Source organism: Staphylococcus rostri, assembly GCF_002902145.1.
Taxonomy (GTDB): Bacteria; Bacillota; Bacilli; order Staphylococcales; family Staphylococcaceae; genus Staphylococcus; species Staphylococcus rostri.
Genome location: NZ_PPRF01000021.1, coordinates 1 through 17,450 on the forward strand (window position 1 = coordinate 1; position 17,450 = coordinate 17,450).

Annotated in this window: 18 protein-coding genes; 7 read left to right on the plus strand and 11 right to left on the minus strand. The window is 39.1% G+C overall.

Features of this window, described 5'->3' with window-relative positions; all coding sequences use genetic code 11:
- The 4 genes from deoC to CD122_RS04170 all read right to left on the minus strand — a co-directional run.
- The coding region (gene deoC / locus CD122_RS04155) for a deoxyribose-phosphate aldolase (RefSeq protein WP_103357072.1) at positions 1-358 on the minus strand (358 nt) is incomplete at its 3' end.
- A 13-nt stretch (positions 359-371) separates the two neighbouring features.
- Positions 372-1,727, minus strand: coding sequence for an MFS transporter (locus CD122_RS04160; protein ID WP_103357748.1), 1,356 nt, complete (start codon positions 1,725-1,727; stop codon positions 372-374).
- 12 nt (positions 1,728-1,739) lie between these two features.
- Positions 1,740-2,447: a purine-nucleoside phosphorylase gene (deoD, locus tag CD122_RS04165; protein WP_103357749.1), complete on the minus strand. Its 708-nt coding sequence runs from the start codon at positions 2,445-2,447 to the stop codon at positions 1,740-1,742.
- Between the two features lie 343 nt (positions 2,448-2,790).
- On the minus strand, positions 2,791-3,528 hold the full coding sequence (locus tag CD122_RS04170) for a GntR family transcriptional regulator (RefSeq protein ID WP_240624117.1): 738 nt from the start codon (positions 3,526-3,528) through the stop codon (positions 2,791-2,793).
- A 299-nt stretch (positions 3,529-3,827) separates the two neighbouring features.
- On the opposite strand from CD122_RS04170, the gene CD122_RS04175 reads away from it, so the two are divergent.
- A complete protein-coding gene (locus CD122_RS04175; protein ID WP_276307402.1) occupies positions 3,828-4,604 on the plus strand; it encodes a DMT family transporter in 777 nt (258 codons plus the stop codon).
- 60 nt (positions 4,605-4,664) lie between these two features.
- Here the strand turns inward: CD122_RS04175 and CD122_RS04180 are convergent, their stop codons facing one another.
- The 4 genes from CD122_RS04180 to CD122_RS04200 form a co-directional block, all read right to left on the minus strand.
- Complete coding sequence (locus CD122_RS04180) at positions 4,665-4,859, minus strand: hypothetical protein (RefSeq protein WP_103357750.1); 195 nt, start codon at positions 4,857-4,859, stop codon at positions 4,665-4,667.
- A 385-nt stretch (positions 4,860-5,244) separates the two neighbouring features.
- Complete coding sequence (locus tag CD122_RS04185) at positions 5,245-5,427, minus strand: hypothetical protein (protein WP_103357751.1); 183 nt, start codon at positions 5,425-5,427, stop codon at positions 5,245-5,247.
- Positions 5,428-6,218: 791 nt separating this feature from the next.
- Positions 6,219-7,142 carry a hypothetical protein gene (locus CD122_RS04195; protein WP_103357753.1) on the minus strand — a complete coding sequence of 308 codons (924 nt, stop codon included), beginning with the start codon at positions 7,140-7,142 and terminating at the stop codon, positions 6,219-6,221.
- Between the two features lie 158 nt (positions 7,143-7,300).
- The gene (locus CD122_RS04200) at positions 7,301-8,179 is read right to left on the minus strand and encodes a Fic family protein (RefSeq protein WP_240624119.1); all 879 of its coding nucleotides are present in this window, start codon (positions 8,177-8,179) and stop codon (positions 7,301-7,303) included.
- Between the two features lie 230 nt (positions 8,180-8,409).
- On the opposite strand from CD122_RS04200, the gene CD122_RS04205 reads away from it, so the two are divergent.
- The 4 genes from CD122_RS04205 to xylE all read left to right on the plus strand — a co-directional run bounded on the left by CD122_RS04205 (position 8,410) and on the right by xylE (position 13,902).
- Entirely contained in the window at positions 8,410-9,555 is a 1,146-nt protein-coding gene (locus CD122_RS04205) for an ROK family transcriptional regulator (RefSeq protein WP_103357754.1), read from the plus strand.
- A gap of 122 nt (positions 9,556-9,677) precedes the next feature.
- Complete coding sequence (xylA, locus tag CD122_RS04210) at positions 9,678-11,000, plus strand: xylose isomerase (protein ID WP_103357755.1); 1,323 nt, start codon at positions 9,678-9,680, stop codon at positions 10,998-11,000.
- A gap of 5 nt (positions 11,001-11,005) precedes the next feature.
- Positions 11,006-12,496: a xylulokinase gene (xylB, locus tag CD122_RS04215; protein WP_103357781.1), complete on the plus strand. Its 1,491-nt coding sequence runs from the start codon at positions 11,006-11,008 to the stop codon at positions 12,494-12,496.
- 8 nt (positions 12,497-12,504) lie between these two features.
- Positions 12,505-13,902 (plus strand): D-xylose transporter XylE, encoded by a 1,398-nt coding sequence (gene xylE / locus CD122_RS04220; protein ID WP_338064056.1) that lies wholly within the window; start codon positions 12,505-12,507, stop codon positions 13,900-13,902.
- Between the two features lie 49 nt (positions 13,903-13,951).
- Here xylE and CD122_RS04225 read toward each other — a convergent pair whose 3' ends face one another.
- Positions 13,952-14,152: a hypothetical protein gene (locus tag CD122_RS04225; RefSeq protein WP_103357757.1), complete on the minus strand. Its 201-nt coding sequence runs from the start codon at positions 14,150-14,152 to the stop codon at positions 13,952-13,954.
- Between the two features lie 91 nt (positions 14,153-14,243).
- Positions 14,244-14,579: an SdpI family protein gene (locus CD122_RS04230; RefSeq protein WP_103357758.1), complete on the minus strand. Its 336-nt coding sequence runs from the start codon at positions 14,577-14,579 to the stop codon at positions 14,244-14,246.
- A gap of 249 nt (positions 14,580-14,828) precedes the next feature.
- Here CD122_RS04230 and CD122_RS04235 point away from each other — a divergent pair, with 249 nt between their 5' ends.
- Together CD122_RS04235 and CD122_RS04240 are read left to right on the plus strand one after the other, a co-directional pair.
- Positions 14,829-15,782, plus strand: a complete 954-nt coding sequence (locus CD122_RS04235; protein WP_103357759.1) for an NAD(P)-dependent oxidoreductase — start codon at positions 14,829-14,831, stop codon at positions 15,780-15,782.
- A 10-nt stretch (positions 15,783-15,792) separates the two neighbouring features.
- Positions 15,793-16,140, plus strand: coding sequence for a cupin domain-containing protein (locus CD122_RS04240; RefSeq protein ID WP_103357760.1), 348 nt, complete (start codon positions 15,793-15,795; stop codon positions 16,138-16,140).
- Between the two features lie 372 nt (positions 16,141-16,512).
- Here the strand turns inward: CD122_RS04240 and arcC are convergent, their stop codons facing one another.
- Positions 16,513-17,448 carry a carbamate kinase gene (gene arcC / locus CD122_RS04245; RefSeq protein ID WP_103357761.1) on the minus strand — a complete coding sequence of 312 codons (936 nt, stop codon included), beginning with the start codon at positions 17,446-17,448 and terminating at the stop codon, positions 16,513-16,515.
- Positions 17,449-17,450 lie beyond the last annotated feature (2 nt).

A 17,450-nucleotide genomic window follows, 5' to 3' on the forward strand; every position in this document is an offset into this window, starting at 1 on the left:
TTTTATCGCCTGATGCTTCTACAACCGCTGCGATGTCTGCTTGTACGTCATCATAACGACCGTCTTTTAATGCGCCGATGTTAATCACCATGTCAATTTCATCTGCGCCTTTCGCAATCGCATCTTTCGTTTCAAACGCCTTCACTTCTGATGTTGATGCACCTAATGGGAATCCGATAACGGTACATACTAATACGTCAGAGTCCGCTAATTTTTCAGCTGCGTATGCCACATGTGTTGGATTCACACATACTGACTTGAAGTGGTATTCCTTCGCTTCTTCAATAATCTTGTCAATTTGTGCACGTGTTGATTCTGGTTTTAATAATGTATGATCAATATATTTTTCGTAGTTCATGTTATAACTCCTTTTATGCTTCAGTTTTTGTCCAGCGATTTAATACAATAAATAAGATTAAGCCCACAACACTCATCAAGCCTAAGATAATTAAAATCATACCAAAGTGAGATGATAATGCTGTATTACCCGGGAAATTAAGTGCTTTTAAGTCAATTAACGCTGCCGCAATCGCAATACCTACTGATACACCTACGTTAATAATTAAGTTGTAGAAACCAATTGCAACACCTGTCATATTCACATCAATTGTGCGAATTGCTTCGTTTAACAGTGGTGCGTACATTAACGCAAAGCTACCTGCGAAGAATACCATTGAAATCACAAAGATAGATACGTGTTGTCCTACTGCAAATGCTGGTAAGAACAAGCTCAAGGCAATTAAGCCAATCGCCGTAATAATCGCTTGTTTTGAGTTTAAGTAGTTCGCGATTTTACCACTTAGCGCACCGACAACAACGGCCACTAGGTAACCCGGAATTAATAGTAATGATGTTGTATCTAATTCGAAATGATAAATCTGTTCCATAATGAATGGGAATGTGAAAATATAACCTAATTGAATCATATACATCACAAATACGATAAATAAAAATGATGCATAGCGTTTATTTTGGAAAAACGTCTTATCAACAAGTGGTTGTTTTGCATTTTTGATATATAATGCAAAAATCGCAATGACAAGAATCGCACCTGCCAAGTACCACCAGTTAAAGTTTGTGATAAATAACATTACTGTTGTCGCAATCGTAGACACTAAAATCAAGCCAATAAAGTCAAGATGTGCTTTGTTCACAGATTCTTCTTTTGGCATTAATTTGAATAAGAACGGTAATGTAAACACAACGACTAACGCGATTAAGAACATATTTGTCCAGTGTAAGTACGTTGAAATAAAGCCACCTGATAACGTTCCGATAACGAGTGACAATGAATAACTACTCGTACTCAAACCTAGATACGTCTTCTGATCTTCTTTAGACAAGTATTTCGCAACATAGATAACATACAGTGTTTCCGCCGCCGCAAGCCCTGCCGTTTGAATGATACGTCCTGCTAATAATAACGGAAATTGCAGTTGGAAAATATAACCAATAATTGATCCGATAATGATTAAGCATACGCCGTAAATAAAGAGCGTACGAATGCTGATCGCGTCAGACAGTGATGAATACACCACTGCCCCGATACCAATCACAAGCCCAGCAAGAGTCGCTTGCCAGCTTACTGTTGTAACAGAGATATTCAAGTCGTCCGCAATCGCAACTGAGATTAACTTGAATGAGTTGTCGATAACCAAACTAAAAACGAATAAAAAGAGTAGAATCGGTACTGCTTTTTTCACTTTATCATATGATGTTGTCCCCATACTATTCACCTCTTATGCGAGAGACAGTGCGATTTCAATCATGTCTGTAAACGCACGTTCTCTTTCTTCTGGTGTTGTTGCTTTGTTGTGAATAAGATGGTCACTTACTGTAAATACGCCGAGCGCTTCAACGCCTGCATACGTTGCGTTCATGTATAATGCTGCAGATTCCATTTCAACGCCTAAGATACCCATACGTTGCCAACGTTCATTCGCTGTTTCATCAGCATTATAGAAAATATCACTTGATAAGATGTTACCAACGTGATAGTTAACACCTTTTTCGCGTGCTGTACTTACTGCACCTTCTAATAAGCGATAAGATGCGATTGGCGCATAGTGACCTGGTAAGCGATATTGTTTCACATAGTCTGAATCTGTAGACGCCGCTTGTGCAATGATGACATCGTATAAATCAATATCCGGCTGCATTGCGCCACATGAGCCGACACGAATTAATTTCTTACAACCAAATGTATGAATGAGCTCATAAGAATAAATACCGATTGATGGGATACCCATACCTGAACCCATCACAGATACTTTTTTACCTTTGTATGTGCCTGTGTAACCAAACATGTTTCTAACACCATTGAACTGTTGTACATCTTCCAAATACGTCTCCGCAATAAACTTCGCGCGTAATGGGTCCCCTGGCAATAATACTGTCTCTGCAATCTCAACGCCGTTCATCGGCTTAATATGTGGTGTAGCTTTCATGTATAACGACCTCCAAGTTGTATAGTAATTTGTCTATTTGTCTAACCACTTATATCTTACAACTTGTAGATAGCGCTTTCAAGATGTAATTTGTGACAAATTGAAGAACTCAAAGATTAGGAAACATAAAGATATTGTGAATGCTATTTCAGTAGCTCACTCGCTCGCTACAACGAAATTTCAATTAACGCAAGAGACTATCGTAGCCTTGACAGTTCTCTCGCCCCCTACACTTGAGGATATACCGCAAAAAAGCCATATGTGAATGCACGCTTACATGCATATCATCATATGGCTTTCATATTTAGATACGATTTAGTTGTCTAATCAAAACGGAACTTGTCTACTCCATTTCTTTCAAACGTGTCACATTAATTTCTGCTTTTGCTTGTGGCACATACCATTTATTAATCATAATTGGACTCTCATGCCCACTATACAACGTCTCAACAATTAACCAGCAGTGATTCCCACCATCAAACATATGTTCATCTTGTGCGAAGTGAGGTTTCTCCGTCGTTGAAAATTTCAAATCAGACTGCGCGGCATATTGATACACCTGTTCTTCCACAAACTTGCGCACCGCATCTTGGTTTTGCGTCGATACATCATACATATCAATGACATTAATGGGAATAAATGAAAAACACAGCGCATCCGCTTGTTGTGTATCATTGCCTTCATATACGTAATAACGTTCCATCGCCACAACTGCAGACGGATGATCTGGAAACAAATGATTTGTATATTCACTTTCCAAGTCGACACGGTAGTGAATTGTGTCTAATGTCATCACATTACGTGCCATTTGTTGAAGTGGATGTGCCAAATGCGCCATGCTCGACACACTATGATCACGATGCTGCGACACGACAAAATGCCCTTTGCCACGGATACTTTCTACCACACCATCTTCTGTCAACAACTTAATTGCTTGGCGTAATGTCATGCGACTAACACCAAAACGCTCACACAGAACTTTCTCTGTTGGCAATGCCGTGCCACCTGGAAACTTGCCCATTTGTATTTCTTCATAAAGCGTATTATAGATTGTTAAAAATTTTGGCTGTGCTTGCGTCACCAAAATAACCTCCCGTACCTTCATACTTATATTTTCATCATACACCAATTTCAATCCCAACATAAAGTGCATATTTAGAGATATAAGACACCCTTCTTAGTGACCGCACTATGACGGCACACTGCCCCGAACCTTTAGATTGTGTTCAAACCGTACTTTCTATATAGTAGAACACAAATTAACGTATGCAAGGGGGAAGCATCGTGAATCACTTTATGTATATCAGTTGTATGCTCATTTGGGGACTCAACTTTATCGCTGTCTAAATACAAGGGACTGACGCACCACTTGAAATATCACTGTTATATCGTTCTATCATTGCACTGTGTCTCTTTTTCATACTGTTTATGGTTCAACGTAAACGACCAACATCATTAAAAGGCAATCTTTGGACTGTTGTTGGCTTTGGCTTATGTAACTTTGCGATCAGTTATTTATTGTTGTATTATGGAACCATTTTAACGATATCTGCGCTAGTGACACTTATTTTTTCTATGAAAGTCGTCACAACACCGCTTCTGATTAGTGTGTTTCTCAAACAAAAAGCAAGCGCAAAAATCTATATCGGCGGCGCATTCGGTATTTTAAGTGTCATCGTCACGCTCATACCACAACTGCATCATATGAGTGGTGACTTCCTATTAGGCGGTGCACTCGCCATACTTGGCACATGTATTACTTCGTTAGGCGATGTGTTCTCACTTTATAACAGTGACAAAAACATTGATCCCGTCTTCGCAAATACTGTAGGTATGTTTTCGGCTGTGATGTTGCTACTCATCTTTTCAGTCGTTAGCGGGCAGTCATTTACACTTCCAACGCAACCAACGTATTGGCTCGGACTCGGTTATCTGGCAGTACTCGCATCATTTGTCGCATGGTTGTTTTATTTGAAACTTGTCAAAAACATCGGGGCCTCGAAAAGTAGTTACATGGTTGCCGGCTTTCCAGCAATCGGTGGTATCTCAAGTGTCATCATCGGCGAATCACAACTGACGCTTTATCTAGTACTCGGCATTATCTTCGCCGTATTCGGTGCCTATATCGCCTTGTCTAAAGAGCGACAAAGCGCATAGTAAAAGCCCTGCAGAAGTCCAATTAGACTTTTGTAGGGCTGTTATTTGAAATACAACGATTCACTTAGATACCTTCAACACCAATAACATGATGAACTTAAAAATAATGAAGAAAATAATGGTTTTCAACGTCAATTCTCCAAGTGTTAGTAAAAAACCTCCAAACGTCTGATGTGTAAAAATATTGACGTTTGACACTGCTAAAATCAGTGAAGCACCTAATAAAAACCAGTTACTAGTAACGAGTTTTAACATTTTATCTCCCCCTGTTTATCGTTCGTCAAAAAGCACTTTATATTTATATTGACGTATTCCATAAAAACAAACATGCTATTTTTGACTTATCTATAAATAAACAGTCATGATTAACATCTGTGTATTTGGGCTATCGTTTAATATACCAACCTCTGTAAGGCATGATGATTTTATATATTAAACACAAACTGCTCTTTATTGTAGGTCTGCTCATCATTATATTAACGCTCGTCTTTCATCAAACGTTAGCCAATACGCTGATAAGACTACTCCTTTATTTCTTAGGTGGCTTTGTCGTTTCAATATCTTTAGGATATCGTGAAAAGCCATGACAATAGACAAACCGTACAAAAGTGAACTACTGTCGCTTCTGTACGGCTTCTTTTTATGATTTTTCTGGTAGCTTTCCTACTAAGAACAACCAAAGGGCCAATGTTAATAACGTCTGTACTAAAATAAAAATAATCTTATGTTCTGAAATGACAGATTGGGACACGATGTAACGTAGTGTATTTGAGACAAGGAATGCAATGAGCACCAACTTTAATACATATACGAATCGGTTCATAACACCACTCCTTTTTACCTGAATATCCATCGTGTTATATGATGCATATTCCCTATATAACACAATTTATTCATAAACCAACAGTTAGGAACTGAAATTAAACACTTAGGAAATTAGTCACTAATTGGAATTAATTTTTGTTAAGATGAATTTGAGATAATCTTTGGAGCCGCAGCATTTTTTTTAAATTAAGAGGTGATTTATTTTGTTTAACAAATCTGAAGTAGTGTTTACGCTTTTTTTCAATATGATGTTAATTATCGTAGCGATACTTGGATTTTTAATATCTAGATTTATATTTGACTCTCTAGTTTAATCGTGCTAATTGTCCTTATAACTGTGGCTTCAGTGAATTTTAAAAAATACAGGAATATCTAGAAGTGTGGGCAAATACGTTCTAAATAACATTGTACGCTGAGAAATCATTTTATTTAATTCATCAAAATGATACGCTTGTTATAGAAATAAATAAAGGGGAGACACATCTATGTCATCAATCATAAATATTCTTATCATCATTATTATTCTGGCACTTCAATATTTCATGGCTAGTCGTCAGTCAGCTATATGGGGCGCTGTCATCCCCGTTATATATGTCTGCGTAATGATCTACCTATATATGACACATCACTTTCCTAGCTTTTTATCATTCATTCTATTCTTCGCATTAGGTGCCGTGTTCTTAATAGAAGAATGGATGCGTGGACGGAAAAATGCGAAATAATAAAAAGTGTGAATGGCTCATAATGTCCGTTCACACTTTTTGTTTGGGTTAATTATTTAAGAAGTTCTTATTCTTCAATACCGTCTTCGTCATATTTTGTAACTTCGCCATCTGCACTAATAATGTATGACCCTGCAAGTTCCCCTGACTTATCAACAAATGAGAAGCCCCAACTACCATCACTACGTTTTTCTGGCTCTTTATATGTGTACGCATCCGTATCCAATAAATGCCCTTCATAGTCTTCTACTAAGTCAATCACATTTTCACGTGTCACCGTTGTACTTGATGAGCTTGAGGCAGATGTAGTTTCTGATTCATCTGATGCTTCCAATGTTGGATCCGGGCCAACAACAATCTTACTCGCTAAACCTTTATAATCTTCATTGCTATGACGAGTGTATAAATCTTTCACGTTAAATATTTGTGTAAGACCATTTGTATCATTGATAATATAATCATATGTTACTGGAGATTGTGTGGCATACACTAATACTCGATCATTAGATACTGCAACAAATGGGACTGCGTTGATTCTAACTGGAAATATTCGGTAAACTGTTAAATCACTTGGTGACCCAGGAAGTACTACCCCAGGTGATTGCGGTGCCAATGTAAGTTGACTTACAGGTTTCATTTCAACAGGCATGTAAGACATAGGTTGGTATAAATATTGGCCACTTGCTAATTCATTAGCTGTAATACTTCTTGATTCAATACTTGGTTCATAAAGCGCCAACGCAATTTTTTCTTCATCTGTTAAGTTTTGAACAATTTCATCTACTGATGGCTGTTTGGAAGCTGCTTGGTTTGTGTTGCTGTCAGGATTGGCTTTTTGTTGATTTTCTGATTCATTATTTTTATTTACTTCATTTCCTTGTTTTGATACTTTTCCTTGTGATTGATTATCTTTATTATCATCCCCACCAGAACATGCCACTAACGTAACTGCTAACGCTGTTGCTGTTAAAACGCCTAATAGTTTCTTCAAAGTAAAATCATCCTTCCCTTTTATAAAGACTCTTCATACAAAAATATTATCTCATATAACTATCGAACATTGAAGTACTACTTTAATGATTTAGTTGTGTTTTTGTGTGTAATAAACGCCATATTCCTCCCTTTAAAAGCTAATATGGCGCTTGTTATTCAATTCAGTAAGCATTCAATAAACGTATCATTTAATTCATACACAGCTGGATTTCTTTTGAGTTGAACAAGTTGCTGTTCATATTTTTGAATGACTGCATTAACCTTATTTCTAGAAAAGCCAGTCACACTTGTGAGTTCTTTCAATGAAATACGTGAATAGCGACTTCCAAATAGCTTATCTTGCAATAAAACAAAGAGTACACCCATTTCATACTTATCTTTCGTTGTTTTCTCAAGCGCTGTACGCAGTTGATCTAATAATTGCTGGTTATGTTCAAATGTTTCAAGAACGTGTTTTTGCCCTTCTATCACAAAACCCAACATATCTGCAATAAAGCTCGTGAGTTCTCCTTTATTATAAAAATGAGATGTATTTTCAAAAGCTTTATAATATTTCTGCTTATTACGATTGACTGTGTATGAAAATGTAAGTGCTGTGAAAGCATCTAATGTATCATGTAACATTTTAGCTAACATATATCTTCCGACGCGGCCATTCCCATCATAAAATGGATGTGTATATTCAAAGATAAAGTGACTCGCCATGATTTTAAATATTTGTGGTGCTTCATCATATTTAATAAAAGTAAGCATGCTTTGTAAGTGCTCGATAATATCTTGTTCACTTGCCTCATTGCGATGCACCCATCTATTTCTTGAATCATCATATACACCGACAGATGCTTTTCTAAACAGCACACCATCTGGCATATCTTTTTCTTTCACTTCCGTTGAAACCATTTTGTCGAATACATTACGAATATCTGAAATAGTATTCACTTTACCGTCGTCATCATTCAACATCAAGTACTGACCGACGAGCCCATCAAAGCGTTGATAATCCGCTTTCGCTTCTACATAAAAAGTTACACGCAAGTTAAATTCTTGATATGGAATCCTGTTATTTCAACACTTCACCACATTCTGACTTCCTGTATTCGGCTACTTTGGAAGTTACACGCAAGTTAAACATCCCTTCCCCCCACCTCTAACGGCACATATTCTCAATTAATGCTATACTTATTTATTATCAAAGCAGGCAGGTTGTTCACGATATACCTGTCTGATGTCCATATAGTAAGAACATATTAAAGGGGTTTAACGCAATGAAACAACTGCAACATTTAGCCTTTACTGCCAATGAGCGCATGGTGTTAAAAACAATTTTCAATCATAAACCAATTTCTATGACAGAGATTTCGCGTCTAACGGATACGAATAAGGCGACGATTTCTGGTGTGCTCAATCGTTTGAAAGCGCAACAAGTGGTGTGTGAAGCAGGTCAAGGGGAAAGTACGAAAAAGGGCGGTAGAAAGACGATTTTGCTGGAGATTAATCCGGATTTTGGCTATACCGTGGCGCTGGATTTTACATACGATTCTGTTGATATGATGATCAACGCTTTCAACGGCAAAGTGATAGCGTATGACTCCTACCCACTCTCGGAAAAGACGATGGCGCATGCGTTAAATATCGTAGAAGCACAATTGGATCCAACTGATACACGTGGCACACAACACGGTCTGCTCGGTGTTGCCGTATCGATTCATGGTGTCGTCAATCAAGATCAATCCATTCGTACATCGCCGTTTCTAAAGTTGGACGACTTATCCGTACTCGCGCGTTTGGAACAACACACGCAAGTACCTGTGCTAATTGAAAATGAAGCGAATTTGGCCGCACTTTATGAACACGCATTGCGCAATCATACGTGTACCGAAAGTTTGGCCACTTTAAGTATTCACAAAGGGATTGGTGCCGGTCTTATTTTAAATAACCGATTGTATCGAGGTGCGGATGGCAGTGCTGGAGAAATCGGACAATCATTAGTGCTCGTCTCAGACACACACTATGACAAAATTGAAAATATCTGTTCTCAAGATGCGTTAGTTTCTCGTATTCGTGCGCGCCTAAACGAACCGTTAACACTTAAGAACATCAGCGAACATTACCACGCACAACACCCGATTGTTCGTGAAGAAGTTCAAAATTTTATCAACCGAATTGCGGTGTTGATTTATAACTTTTCCATGCAGCTGAATCCGGCGCACATCTATATTAACTGCCCGATTATGAATGAAATTCCAGACATCTTGCTTCAAATTCAAAACAAACTCCAAACCTTCTCATATGATGCTACAGCAATTCGACTGACATCTAACGTTCAATACGCGACGCTGTTCGGTGGCACACTAGGCATTACACAAAAAATCTTAAATATCGATAATATCAAACTTGATTTTACGGACTAACAAAGGCAGCCCGCTCGATGGGTTGCCTTTTTATATGCGAAAACGTTTACAAAATTTTAAAAGGGTGCTATATTCTAGTTAGTTGATTTAATAAACAAACTAACTTGTAGGAGGTTTTCTCTATGACATATTTCAATATAGACAAAGTAGCGTATGAAGGACCAACATCAACGAATCCATTGAGTTTCAAGTACTACAACCCGGATGAAAAGATTGGCGACAAAACGATGAAGGAACATTTAAGATTTAGTGTCGCATACTGGCACACATTCACAGCGGACTTATCTGACCCATTCGGTACAGGAACTGCGCAACGTGACTGGGATGATTTAGATGAAATGGACAAAGCCAAAGCACGTGTGGACGCAATTTTTGAATTTATGGATAAGACAGGTATTGAATATTTCTGTTTCCATGATGTGGATATTGCCCCTGAAGGTCGTACACTTGCAGAAACGAACGCAAACTTAGACGTGATTACAGACTTAATTAAAGACAAAATGGCTGAGACAGGTAAAAAACTGTTATGGAATACAGCGAACAACTTCACACATGAACGCTTTGTACATGGTGCCGCAACATCTTCTCACGCGGATGTCTTTGCCTATGCAGCCGCAAAAGTTAAAAAGTCATTAGAAATTGCTAAAAAGTTAAATGCGGAAAACTTTGTATTCTGGGGTGGACGTGAAGGTTATGAAAGTCTGCTTAATACGGACATGAAGTTAGAGTTAGACAACTTGGCACGTTTCTTCAAAATGGCAAAAGCCTATGCCGATGAAATTGGTTTTACAGGTCAATTTTTGATTGAACCAAAACCGAAAGAGCCAACATCACACCAATATGATACAGATGTCGCAACAGCACATGCGTTTTTACAAAAATATGACTTGGATGGCTTCTTTAAATTTAATATTGAGGCAAACCATGCGACGCTTGCTGGACATACGTTCCAACACGAATTACGCTATGCACGTGATAACGGTATGTTAGGTTCAGTTGACGCAAACCAAGGTCACCCATTACTCGGTTGGGATACAGATGAGTTCCCTTCAGATGTTTATGAAACAACATTGGCAATGTACGAAATTTTGAAAAACGGTGGCTTGAATCCAGGTGGTCTCAACTTTGATGCGAAACCACGTCGTACATCATTTACACAAGAAGATTTAGTGTTAACGCATATCGTGGGTATGGACGCATTTGCGCTCGGTCTACGTGTGGCGCACAAAATGATTGAAGACTGTTTCTTTGAAGATCTTGTTGATAAAAAATACGCATCTTACAAAGAAGGTTTAGGTGCAAAAATTGTTAACGACGCGACATCTTTTGAAGAATTGGAACAACATGCGCTACAACTTGGCGATATTCAGTTAGAATCTGATCATTTAGAAGTCATTAAATCACGCATTAACCAATATATTTTAACAATTAACAACGAGGGATGATGCACATGAAATACGTAATCGGCATGGACATCGGAACGAGCGGGTTAAAAAGTTTGAAAGTCAATATGGCGGGAGACGTTGTAGATCAATACAGCGTCTCTTATCATACGGAACACCCGCAATCCGGTTATAGTGAAATGGACCCCGAAGTTTGGTATGACGCAACGATAGAAAGCTTGAAATATTTTGTAGACAAAGGTGCATCGGAAGATATCGTCGGTATTAGTTTTTCAGGCCAAATGCACGGATTGGTCATGATTGACGCACAAGGCGATGTCATTCGACCAGCAATTTTGTGGAATGACACGCGAACGTCTGATGAAGTGCGCACACTGCTGGATACAGTTGGCTTGGATACATTTTTAGCACACACTCAAAACACAGTGTTAGAAGGCTTTACGTTACCAAAATTGATGTGGGTACAGCGACATGAACCTAACAATTCCTCAAAAATTTATAAAATCATGTTGCCGAAAGATTATATTGCCTACCGTCTCACAGGCAACGTATACAGTGAACCGTCAGATGCTTCGGGAACGTCATTGTTCAACGTTAAGGAAGGTAACTGGGCACAACCATTGTTGGAACAACTGCAGTTAGACCCTACCATTTTGCCTGACATTATCCCGTCTCATGGCAAAAATGGCAACTTGTCAACAGACATTCAAGCACAACTTGGCCTGTCACACGCGATTGCCGTCTACCAAGGTGGTGCGGATAACGCGTGCGGTGCCCTCGGCTCAGGCATTACCGATGATCGTACGCAGATGGTCAGCATCGGGACGTCTGGCGTGGCACTTGCGATTCAAAATGACGCAAATTTTGAAAATGATGGCAGTATTCATTATTTTAACCACTGCGTTCCAAATCAAAATTACATTATGGGCGTCACGTTGTCTGCAGGTTATAGCCTCGGTTGGCTGAAAAAGTTACTCGCTGCAGACGCTGACTTTGACACGTTTTTAGACGACCTACCGTCTACGAAAGCTGGCGCAAACGGCTTGTTGTTTACACCGTACTTGCTCGGCGAACGGACACCGTACAATGACACAACGATTCGAAGTAGCTTTATCGGCCTCGACGCGACAACAACGGACAACGACTTGAAACGCGCGGTCATTGAGGGCATCACTTTTTCGATTAACGACAGTATCGACATTATTCGAAACAGTGGTAAACCGGTTGAGCGCATCGTCTCTATCGGCGGTGGCGCGAAGAACGCTACGTGGCTGCAAATACAAGCTGACGTTTTCGGCGCAGCGATTCAGACGTTAGCGCAAGAACAAGGTCCAGCATACGGTGCAGCGATGTTGGCGGCGATGGGTGCAGGTTGGTTCGAGGACTTCCAAGCGATTGGCGAACAATGGATTGCATATCGCGATGAGGTGGAACCTGACGAGGCACAGCGACGAACGTACCAACAATTGTTCCCAATTTACCAAGCTGTCTATCAACAAACACAATCAATCTCTCAGCAGTTACTGTCATTTAAATAAACAAGGGGATGCAAAACATGAGAAATTACGACAATAAAAAGTTCATTTTTACCATTGCCTTAATCGCAACGCTTGGCGGTTTATTATTCGGTTACGATACCGCTGTTATTTCAGGCGCAGAACAATCACTTCAAAAATATATTACCGCTGACTATAACGATTTGATTCACGGGTTGACCGTTTCCAGCGCCTTAATCGGCTGTGTCATCGGTGGTATCTTGTCTTCATCACTATCTAGTCGTTTTGGCCGTAAGCGTACATTACAAATCGCCGCAATTCTTTTCGTTATTTCAGCATTACTGTCAGGTTACCCAGAATTTCTGTTTTTCACACCTGGCGAACCGACTTTAATGTTATTGATTATGTTTAATATTTATCGTGTTATCGGCGGAATTGGTGTTGGACTCGCATCAGCGATTTCACCTGTCTATATCAGTGAAATCTCGCCTTCCAGCATTCGTGGACGTCTCGTATCGTTCAACCAATTCGCCATTATCTTTGGGATGCTCGTCGTGTATTTCGTGAACTACGGCATCATCTACGGCGAAACACAACATTGGATTCAAACAATCGGTTGGCGCTACATGTTCGCCACTGAAGCCATTCCAGCAGCCGTCTTTTTCTGCTTATTGTTCTTTGTGCCAGAAACACCACGTTATCTGACGCTCATCAACAAAGAAGACGAAGCATTATCTGTACTGAACAAAATTTATACTTCTGCATCACATGCACAAAAAGTTTTTAATGATATTGTTTCAACAAAAAATAAAGAAACAGACGTCAAAGCACCCCTATTTAGTTTCGGTAAAACAGTTGTCATTGTTGGGATTTTCCTATCAATTTTCCAACAATTTATCGGAATCAACGTCGCCCTCTACTACGCACCACGTATTTTTGAACAACTCGGTGCAGGTGGTAACGCAGCGATGGTTCAGACGGTTGTTATGGGCTTAGTCAACGTTATCTTTACCGTTGTTGCCATTTTATATGTTGATAAATTCGGGCGTAAGCCGTTATTAATTATTGGCTCAACAGGTATGGCTATTGGGATGATTGGTATGAGCGTCCTTACAGCGAACGGCACATTTGGCATCATTACGCTATTATTCATGGTCATCTACACAGCGTCATTCATGATGAGTTGGGGACCAATCACATGGGTACTCCTATCTGAAATCTTCCCGAACCGTATCCGTAGTGGCGCCATGGCTATTGCCGTTGCTGCACAATGGCTCGCAAACTTTACCATCACATCAACGTATCCGTCTATGATGGCATTCAGCGGCACATTCACATACGGCTTCTACGCCTTAATGTGTATCTTATCTGGCCTGTTTATCTGGAAATTCATCCCAGAAACAAAAGGCAAAACACTCGAAGCACTCGAAAACGTATGGCAGAAATAACATTAATCCCCCAGCGACACACAAAATGTGAACGTTGGGGGATATTTATTTACAAACCTTTTCTATTAATTTGTCGTTTTAGAAATACCAATATTAATAAACCATGTACAATCGTCAATCCTTTAAATATCGGCGAACTAAATGAGATAAAGAAAGCTGTTAATACGACTTCCAGCACTAATATAACGATAATCAGTGCCAGCAATACTTGTTGAGACTTTGGCATTGACTGCTTTTGTTTGTTCTCCATAAACGCTCCTTTGTCGAATCTGTATTTCCCAAATTGCGACATTCCCTTAATGCGATGATAACATAAGTTTTCTTTACTTAGAGTTATACACCTAATCCAATTCTCGATTAACACGTTGATATACAATGAACATTAATATAAATAGAATAATTGCCTGGGAAATATCGGAAACAAGCAATATATTCTCATACCCCACTACCAACAGCGCAACGTCGATCACAAACCAGGCGATTGAAACCATCAGTGCATAGCGAAATATTTTTTCAAACACTTCTCCAAATAGCACTTGCGCACGCTCCCAATTTTGTTGGTTTTTCATTAATTTTTTAGTGCGAAAACCATAAAAATAATTAATTTGTTGGGGCGGTGCACTAGAAAATAGTCGTCCTACAAAAAAACACATCAAACTGCATGGTAGCAATGTCATATTATTCTCCCCTTTATCTAATGACTTAGCACTATCATACCCTATCAACTAGAGCCTATGTACTTGAGATATTGTTAACTCCTTTATACGTTTTACTAATTTTCACCCTACCTTATTACACAAAAATGTTTCTGTGTTTTATTGTACATTGTGAACAAAATAACATTTGATTTCTTCCATTTATGTGCTAACTGTACGATTTAATATATCTTACAATAAAGGTACAAGATAATGTCAGGAGGAATAGATATGAAAATTTTAGTTGCTGGAGAAATTCCTGAATCAGGTATGACGTTTTTACAAAAACATTTTGACTATGTTGATGTTTTTGAAGGCGAAAAGCTTATTACGAAAGAAACGCTTATCGAAATGATCAAAGATAAAGATGCGTTAATCAGCTTGCTTTCAACAAATGTCGACAAAGACGTTATTGATGCGGCACCAAACTTAAAAATTATTGCGAACTACGGTGCGGGTTTTAATAACATTGATACGTACTATGCACGATCAAAAGGCATTGATGTAACAAATACGCCTAATGCCTCTACAAATGCGACGGCTGACTTAACATTTGCGATTCTTTTAGCAGCTGCAAGACGTGTTGTTGAAGGAGACGAACTATGTCGAACAGTTGGCTTTAATGGTTGGGCACCGTTGTTTTTCAGAGGACGTGAAGTGTCTGGCAAAACAATCGGTATTATTGGCTTAGGAGAAATTGGTTCTGCGGTAGCGAGACGTGCAAAAGGTTTTGACATGGACATTTTATATTGTGGCCCATCAAGACATGAAGACAAAGAACAAGCGCTTGGTGCTAAGTATGTCTCACAAGAAGAATTATTAAAAACGGCAGACTTTGTCGCAATCAACTGTTCTTATAACCCATCTATGAAACATATGATTGATGCGGAAGAAATCGCGATGATGAAACCAACTGCTTACTTAATTAACGCCTCAAGAGGTCCTATCGTTCATGAAGCTGCTTTAGCCGATGCGCTAGAAAATAAGGTCATTGAAGGCGCTGCACTCGATGTATTCGAATTTGAACCTGAAATTAATGACAAACTGAAATCATTGAAAAACGTTGTGATCACACCACATATCGGAAATGCGACATTTGAGGCACGTGATATGATGGCTGAAATTGTAACAACGAATGTCTACAAAAAGTTAAACAACGAATCACCTGACTACATTGTTAACTAAGGAGGACACTATGACTCGAGAACGCTATTTCAAATTAGATACGTTACATCAGTATTGTGACTTTGAAGCGAAAAAGAATATCTTTTATCAGTCAAAACAATCTGCCGGCGCAGTATGGTGCATCCGTCCTGGACAATTTCTAAAAGCACATAAACATGCGGATGCAGATGATGTCTGGATTGTTTTAGAAGGCGAGGGCGAATTCACTACGAACAACGGTGAAAAACGCACGATTGCTAAAGGAGATATTATCGTCTCTTATCCTGGTGACATTCATGGTGTCTATAACAATGGCACAGAAAACTTTGTGATGCTCGGCTTTGCGACACCAATGCCACTAGATTTTATTGAATGTTAGTCATATGTGGGATAGATGAGACTGCTATCCCACGCATGTAAGTTCCCATACCTAATAGCTTAACCCCGCTACGAGATAGATGCTTGGTACACATCATTTCGTGGTGGGGCTTCTCTTTGGGAGCGGGACTGGCATCTCATTTTTCTAAAAAGATTCCGTGGTCCCACCCATGCCAGTCAGCTACTGCCATCGACATAAATACTCACACTTAAATTGAATGCTTCTATTAATATCCCCAGTACCGTGTTATACTAATTTTAATTTCTTTTGGCTTCCCTAGTAGGTTGAAAATGCCATTTATTTTGGTTATTAGACAACTTAACGGAATTTAAAAATAGGACTCGTGACTTTTCTCACGAATCCTATTTTTTCTTATAATGTAATTTTTGTTCCTGCTTGTCCTGCTAATGCATCGACAGCGTCTTCTAATGCGCAAATAATGGCCTCTTTACCGGTCTTCGCAAATTCTATTGCCGCTTCTACTTTTGGCAACATACTGCCTGCTGGGAATTGATTTTCTTTAATATATTGTTCAGCTTCTGCCACTGTCATATATGTCAGTTTCTGCTGATTGTCTTTACCCCAGTTGATATACACATTCGGCACATCTGTTAACATCATAAAGACATCGGCATCGGTTTGTTGTGCAAGTTTCAATCCTGATCTATCTTTATCAATGACTGCATCCACACCTTGAATATCTCCTGCTTCGTCTTTATAAATCGGGATACCACCGCCACCAGATGATACGATAATTGTGTTATCAATCAATTGGTTAATCGCATCAATTCCATGTATTTTCTGTGGTTCTGGTGAAGGTACCACACGTCGATAGCCTCTACCCGCATCTTCCACCATAATATAACCTTTAGTTTCTTCCAATTGCTTGGCTTCCTCTTCTGTAAAGAACACGCCAATCGGTTTCGTTGGGTTGTCAAATGCTGGATCTTCCTTATTAACTTCTACCATCGTCATTAATGTCACTACATTTAAGTCAATCTGCGCATCATGTAATTTATTCTTTAATGCCGTTTCTAACATAAAGCCAATAAACCCTTGTGACTCCGCGCTACTTATAAAGATTGGCAATGGCGCAATCGTATCTTTCGCCGCTTCATTTTGTGCAATGATATTACCGACTTGCGGACCGTTGCCATGCGTCACAATAATGTTATGTCCTGCTTTTTTAATATCAATCATATTTTCACTTGCTTTAATTACGTTTTGATATTGGTTGTCATATGTTGGTTCTTGCTTAGGACGTAATATTGCGTTACCACCTAATGCCAACACTACCTTCTTGCCCATAC

Bases quoted from the DNA above. Each gene is read 5' to 3' on its own strand.
- xylA (WP_103357755.1), top strand. From the start codon at position 9,678: ATGACATATTTCAATATAGACAAAGTAGCGTATGAAGGACCAACATCA.
- xylB (WP_103357781.1), top strand. From the start codon at position 11,006: ATGAAATACGTAATCGGCATGGACATCGGAACGAGCGGGTTAAAAAGT.
- CD122_RS04160 (WP_103357748.1), bottom strand. From the start codon at position 1,727: ATGGGGACAACATCATATGATAAAGTGAAAAAAGCAGTACCGATTCTA.
- CD122_RS04180 (WP_103357750.1), bottom strand. From the start codon at position 4,859: ATGTTAAAACTCGTTACTAGTAACTGGTTTTTATTAGGTGCTTCACTG.
- CD122_RS04185 (WP_103357751.1), bottom strand. From the start codon at position 5,427: ATGAACCGATTCGTATATGTATTAAAGTTGGTGCTCATTGCATTCCTT.
- xylE (WP_338064056.1), top strand. From the start codon at position 12,505: ATGCAAAACATGAGAAATTACGACAATAAAAAGTTCATTTTTACCATT.
- CD122_RS04205 (WP_103357754.1), top strand. From the start codon at position 8,410: ATGAAACAACTGCAACATTTAGCCTTTACTGCCAATGAGCGCATGGTG.
- CD122_RS04225 (WP_103357757.1), bottom strand. From the start codon at position 14,152: ATGGAGAACAAACAAAAGCAGTCAATGCCAAAGTCTCAACAAGTATTG.
- CD122_RS04240 (WP_103357760.1), top strand. From the start codon at position 15,793: ATGACTCGAGAACGCTATTTCAAATTAGATACGTTACATCAGTATTGT.
- arcC (WP_103357761.1), bottom strand. From the start codon at position 17,448: ATGGGCAAGAAGGTAGTGTTGGCATTAGGTGGTAACGCAATATTACGT.
- CD122_RS04235 (WP_103357759.1), top strand. From the start codon at position 14,829: ATGAAAATTTTAGTTGCTGGAGAAATTCCTGAATCAGGTATGACGTTT.
- deoD (WP_103357749.1), bottom strand. From the start codon at position 2,447: ATGAAAGCTACACCACATATTAAGCCGATGAACGGCGTTGAGATTGCA.
- CD122_RS04230 (WP_103357758.1), bottom strand. From the start codon at position 14,579: ATGACATTGCTACCATGCAGTTTGATGTGTTTTTTTGTAGGACGACTA.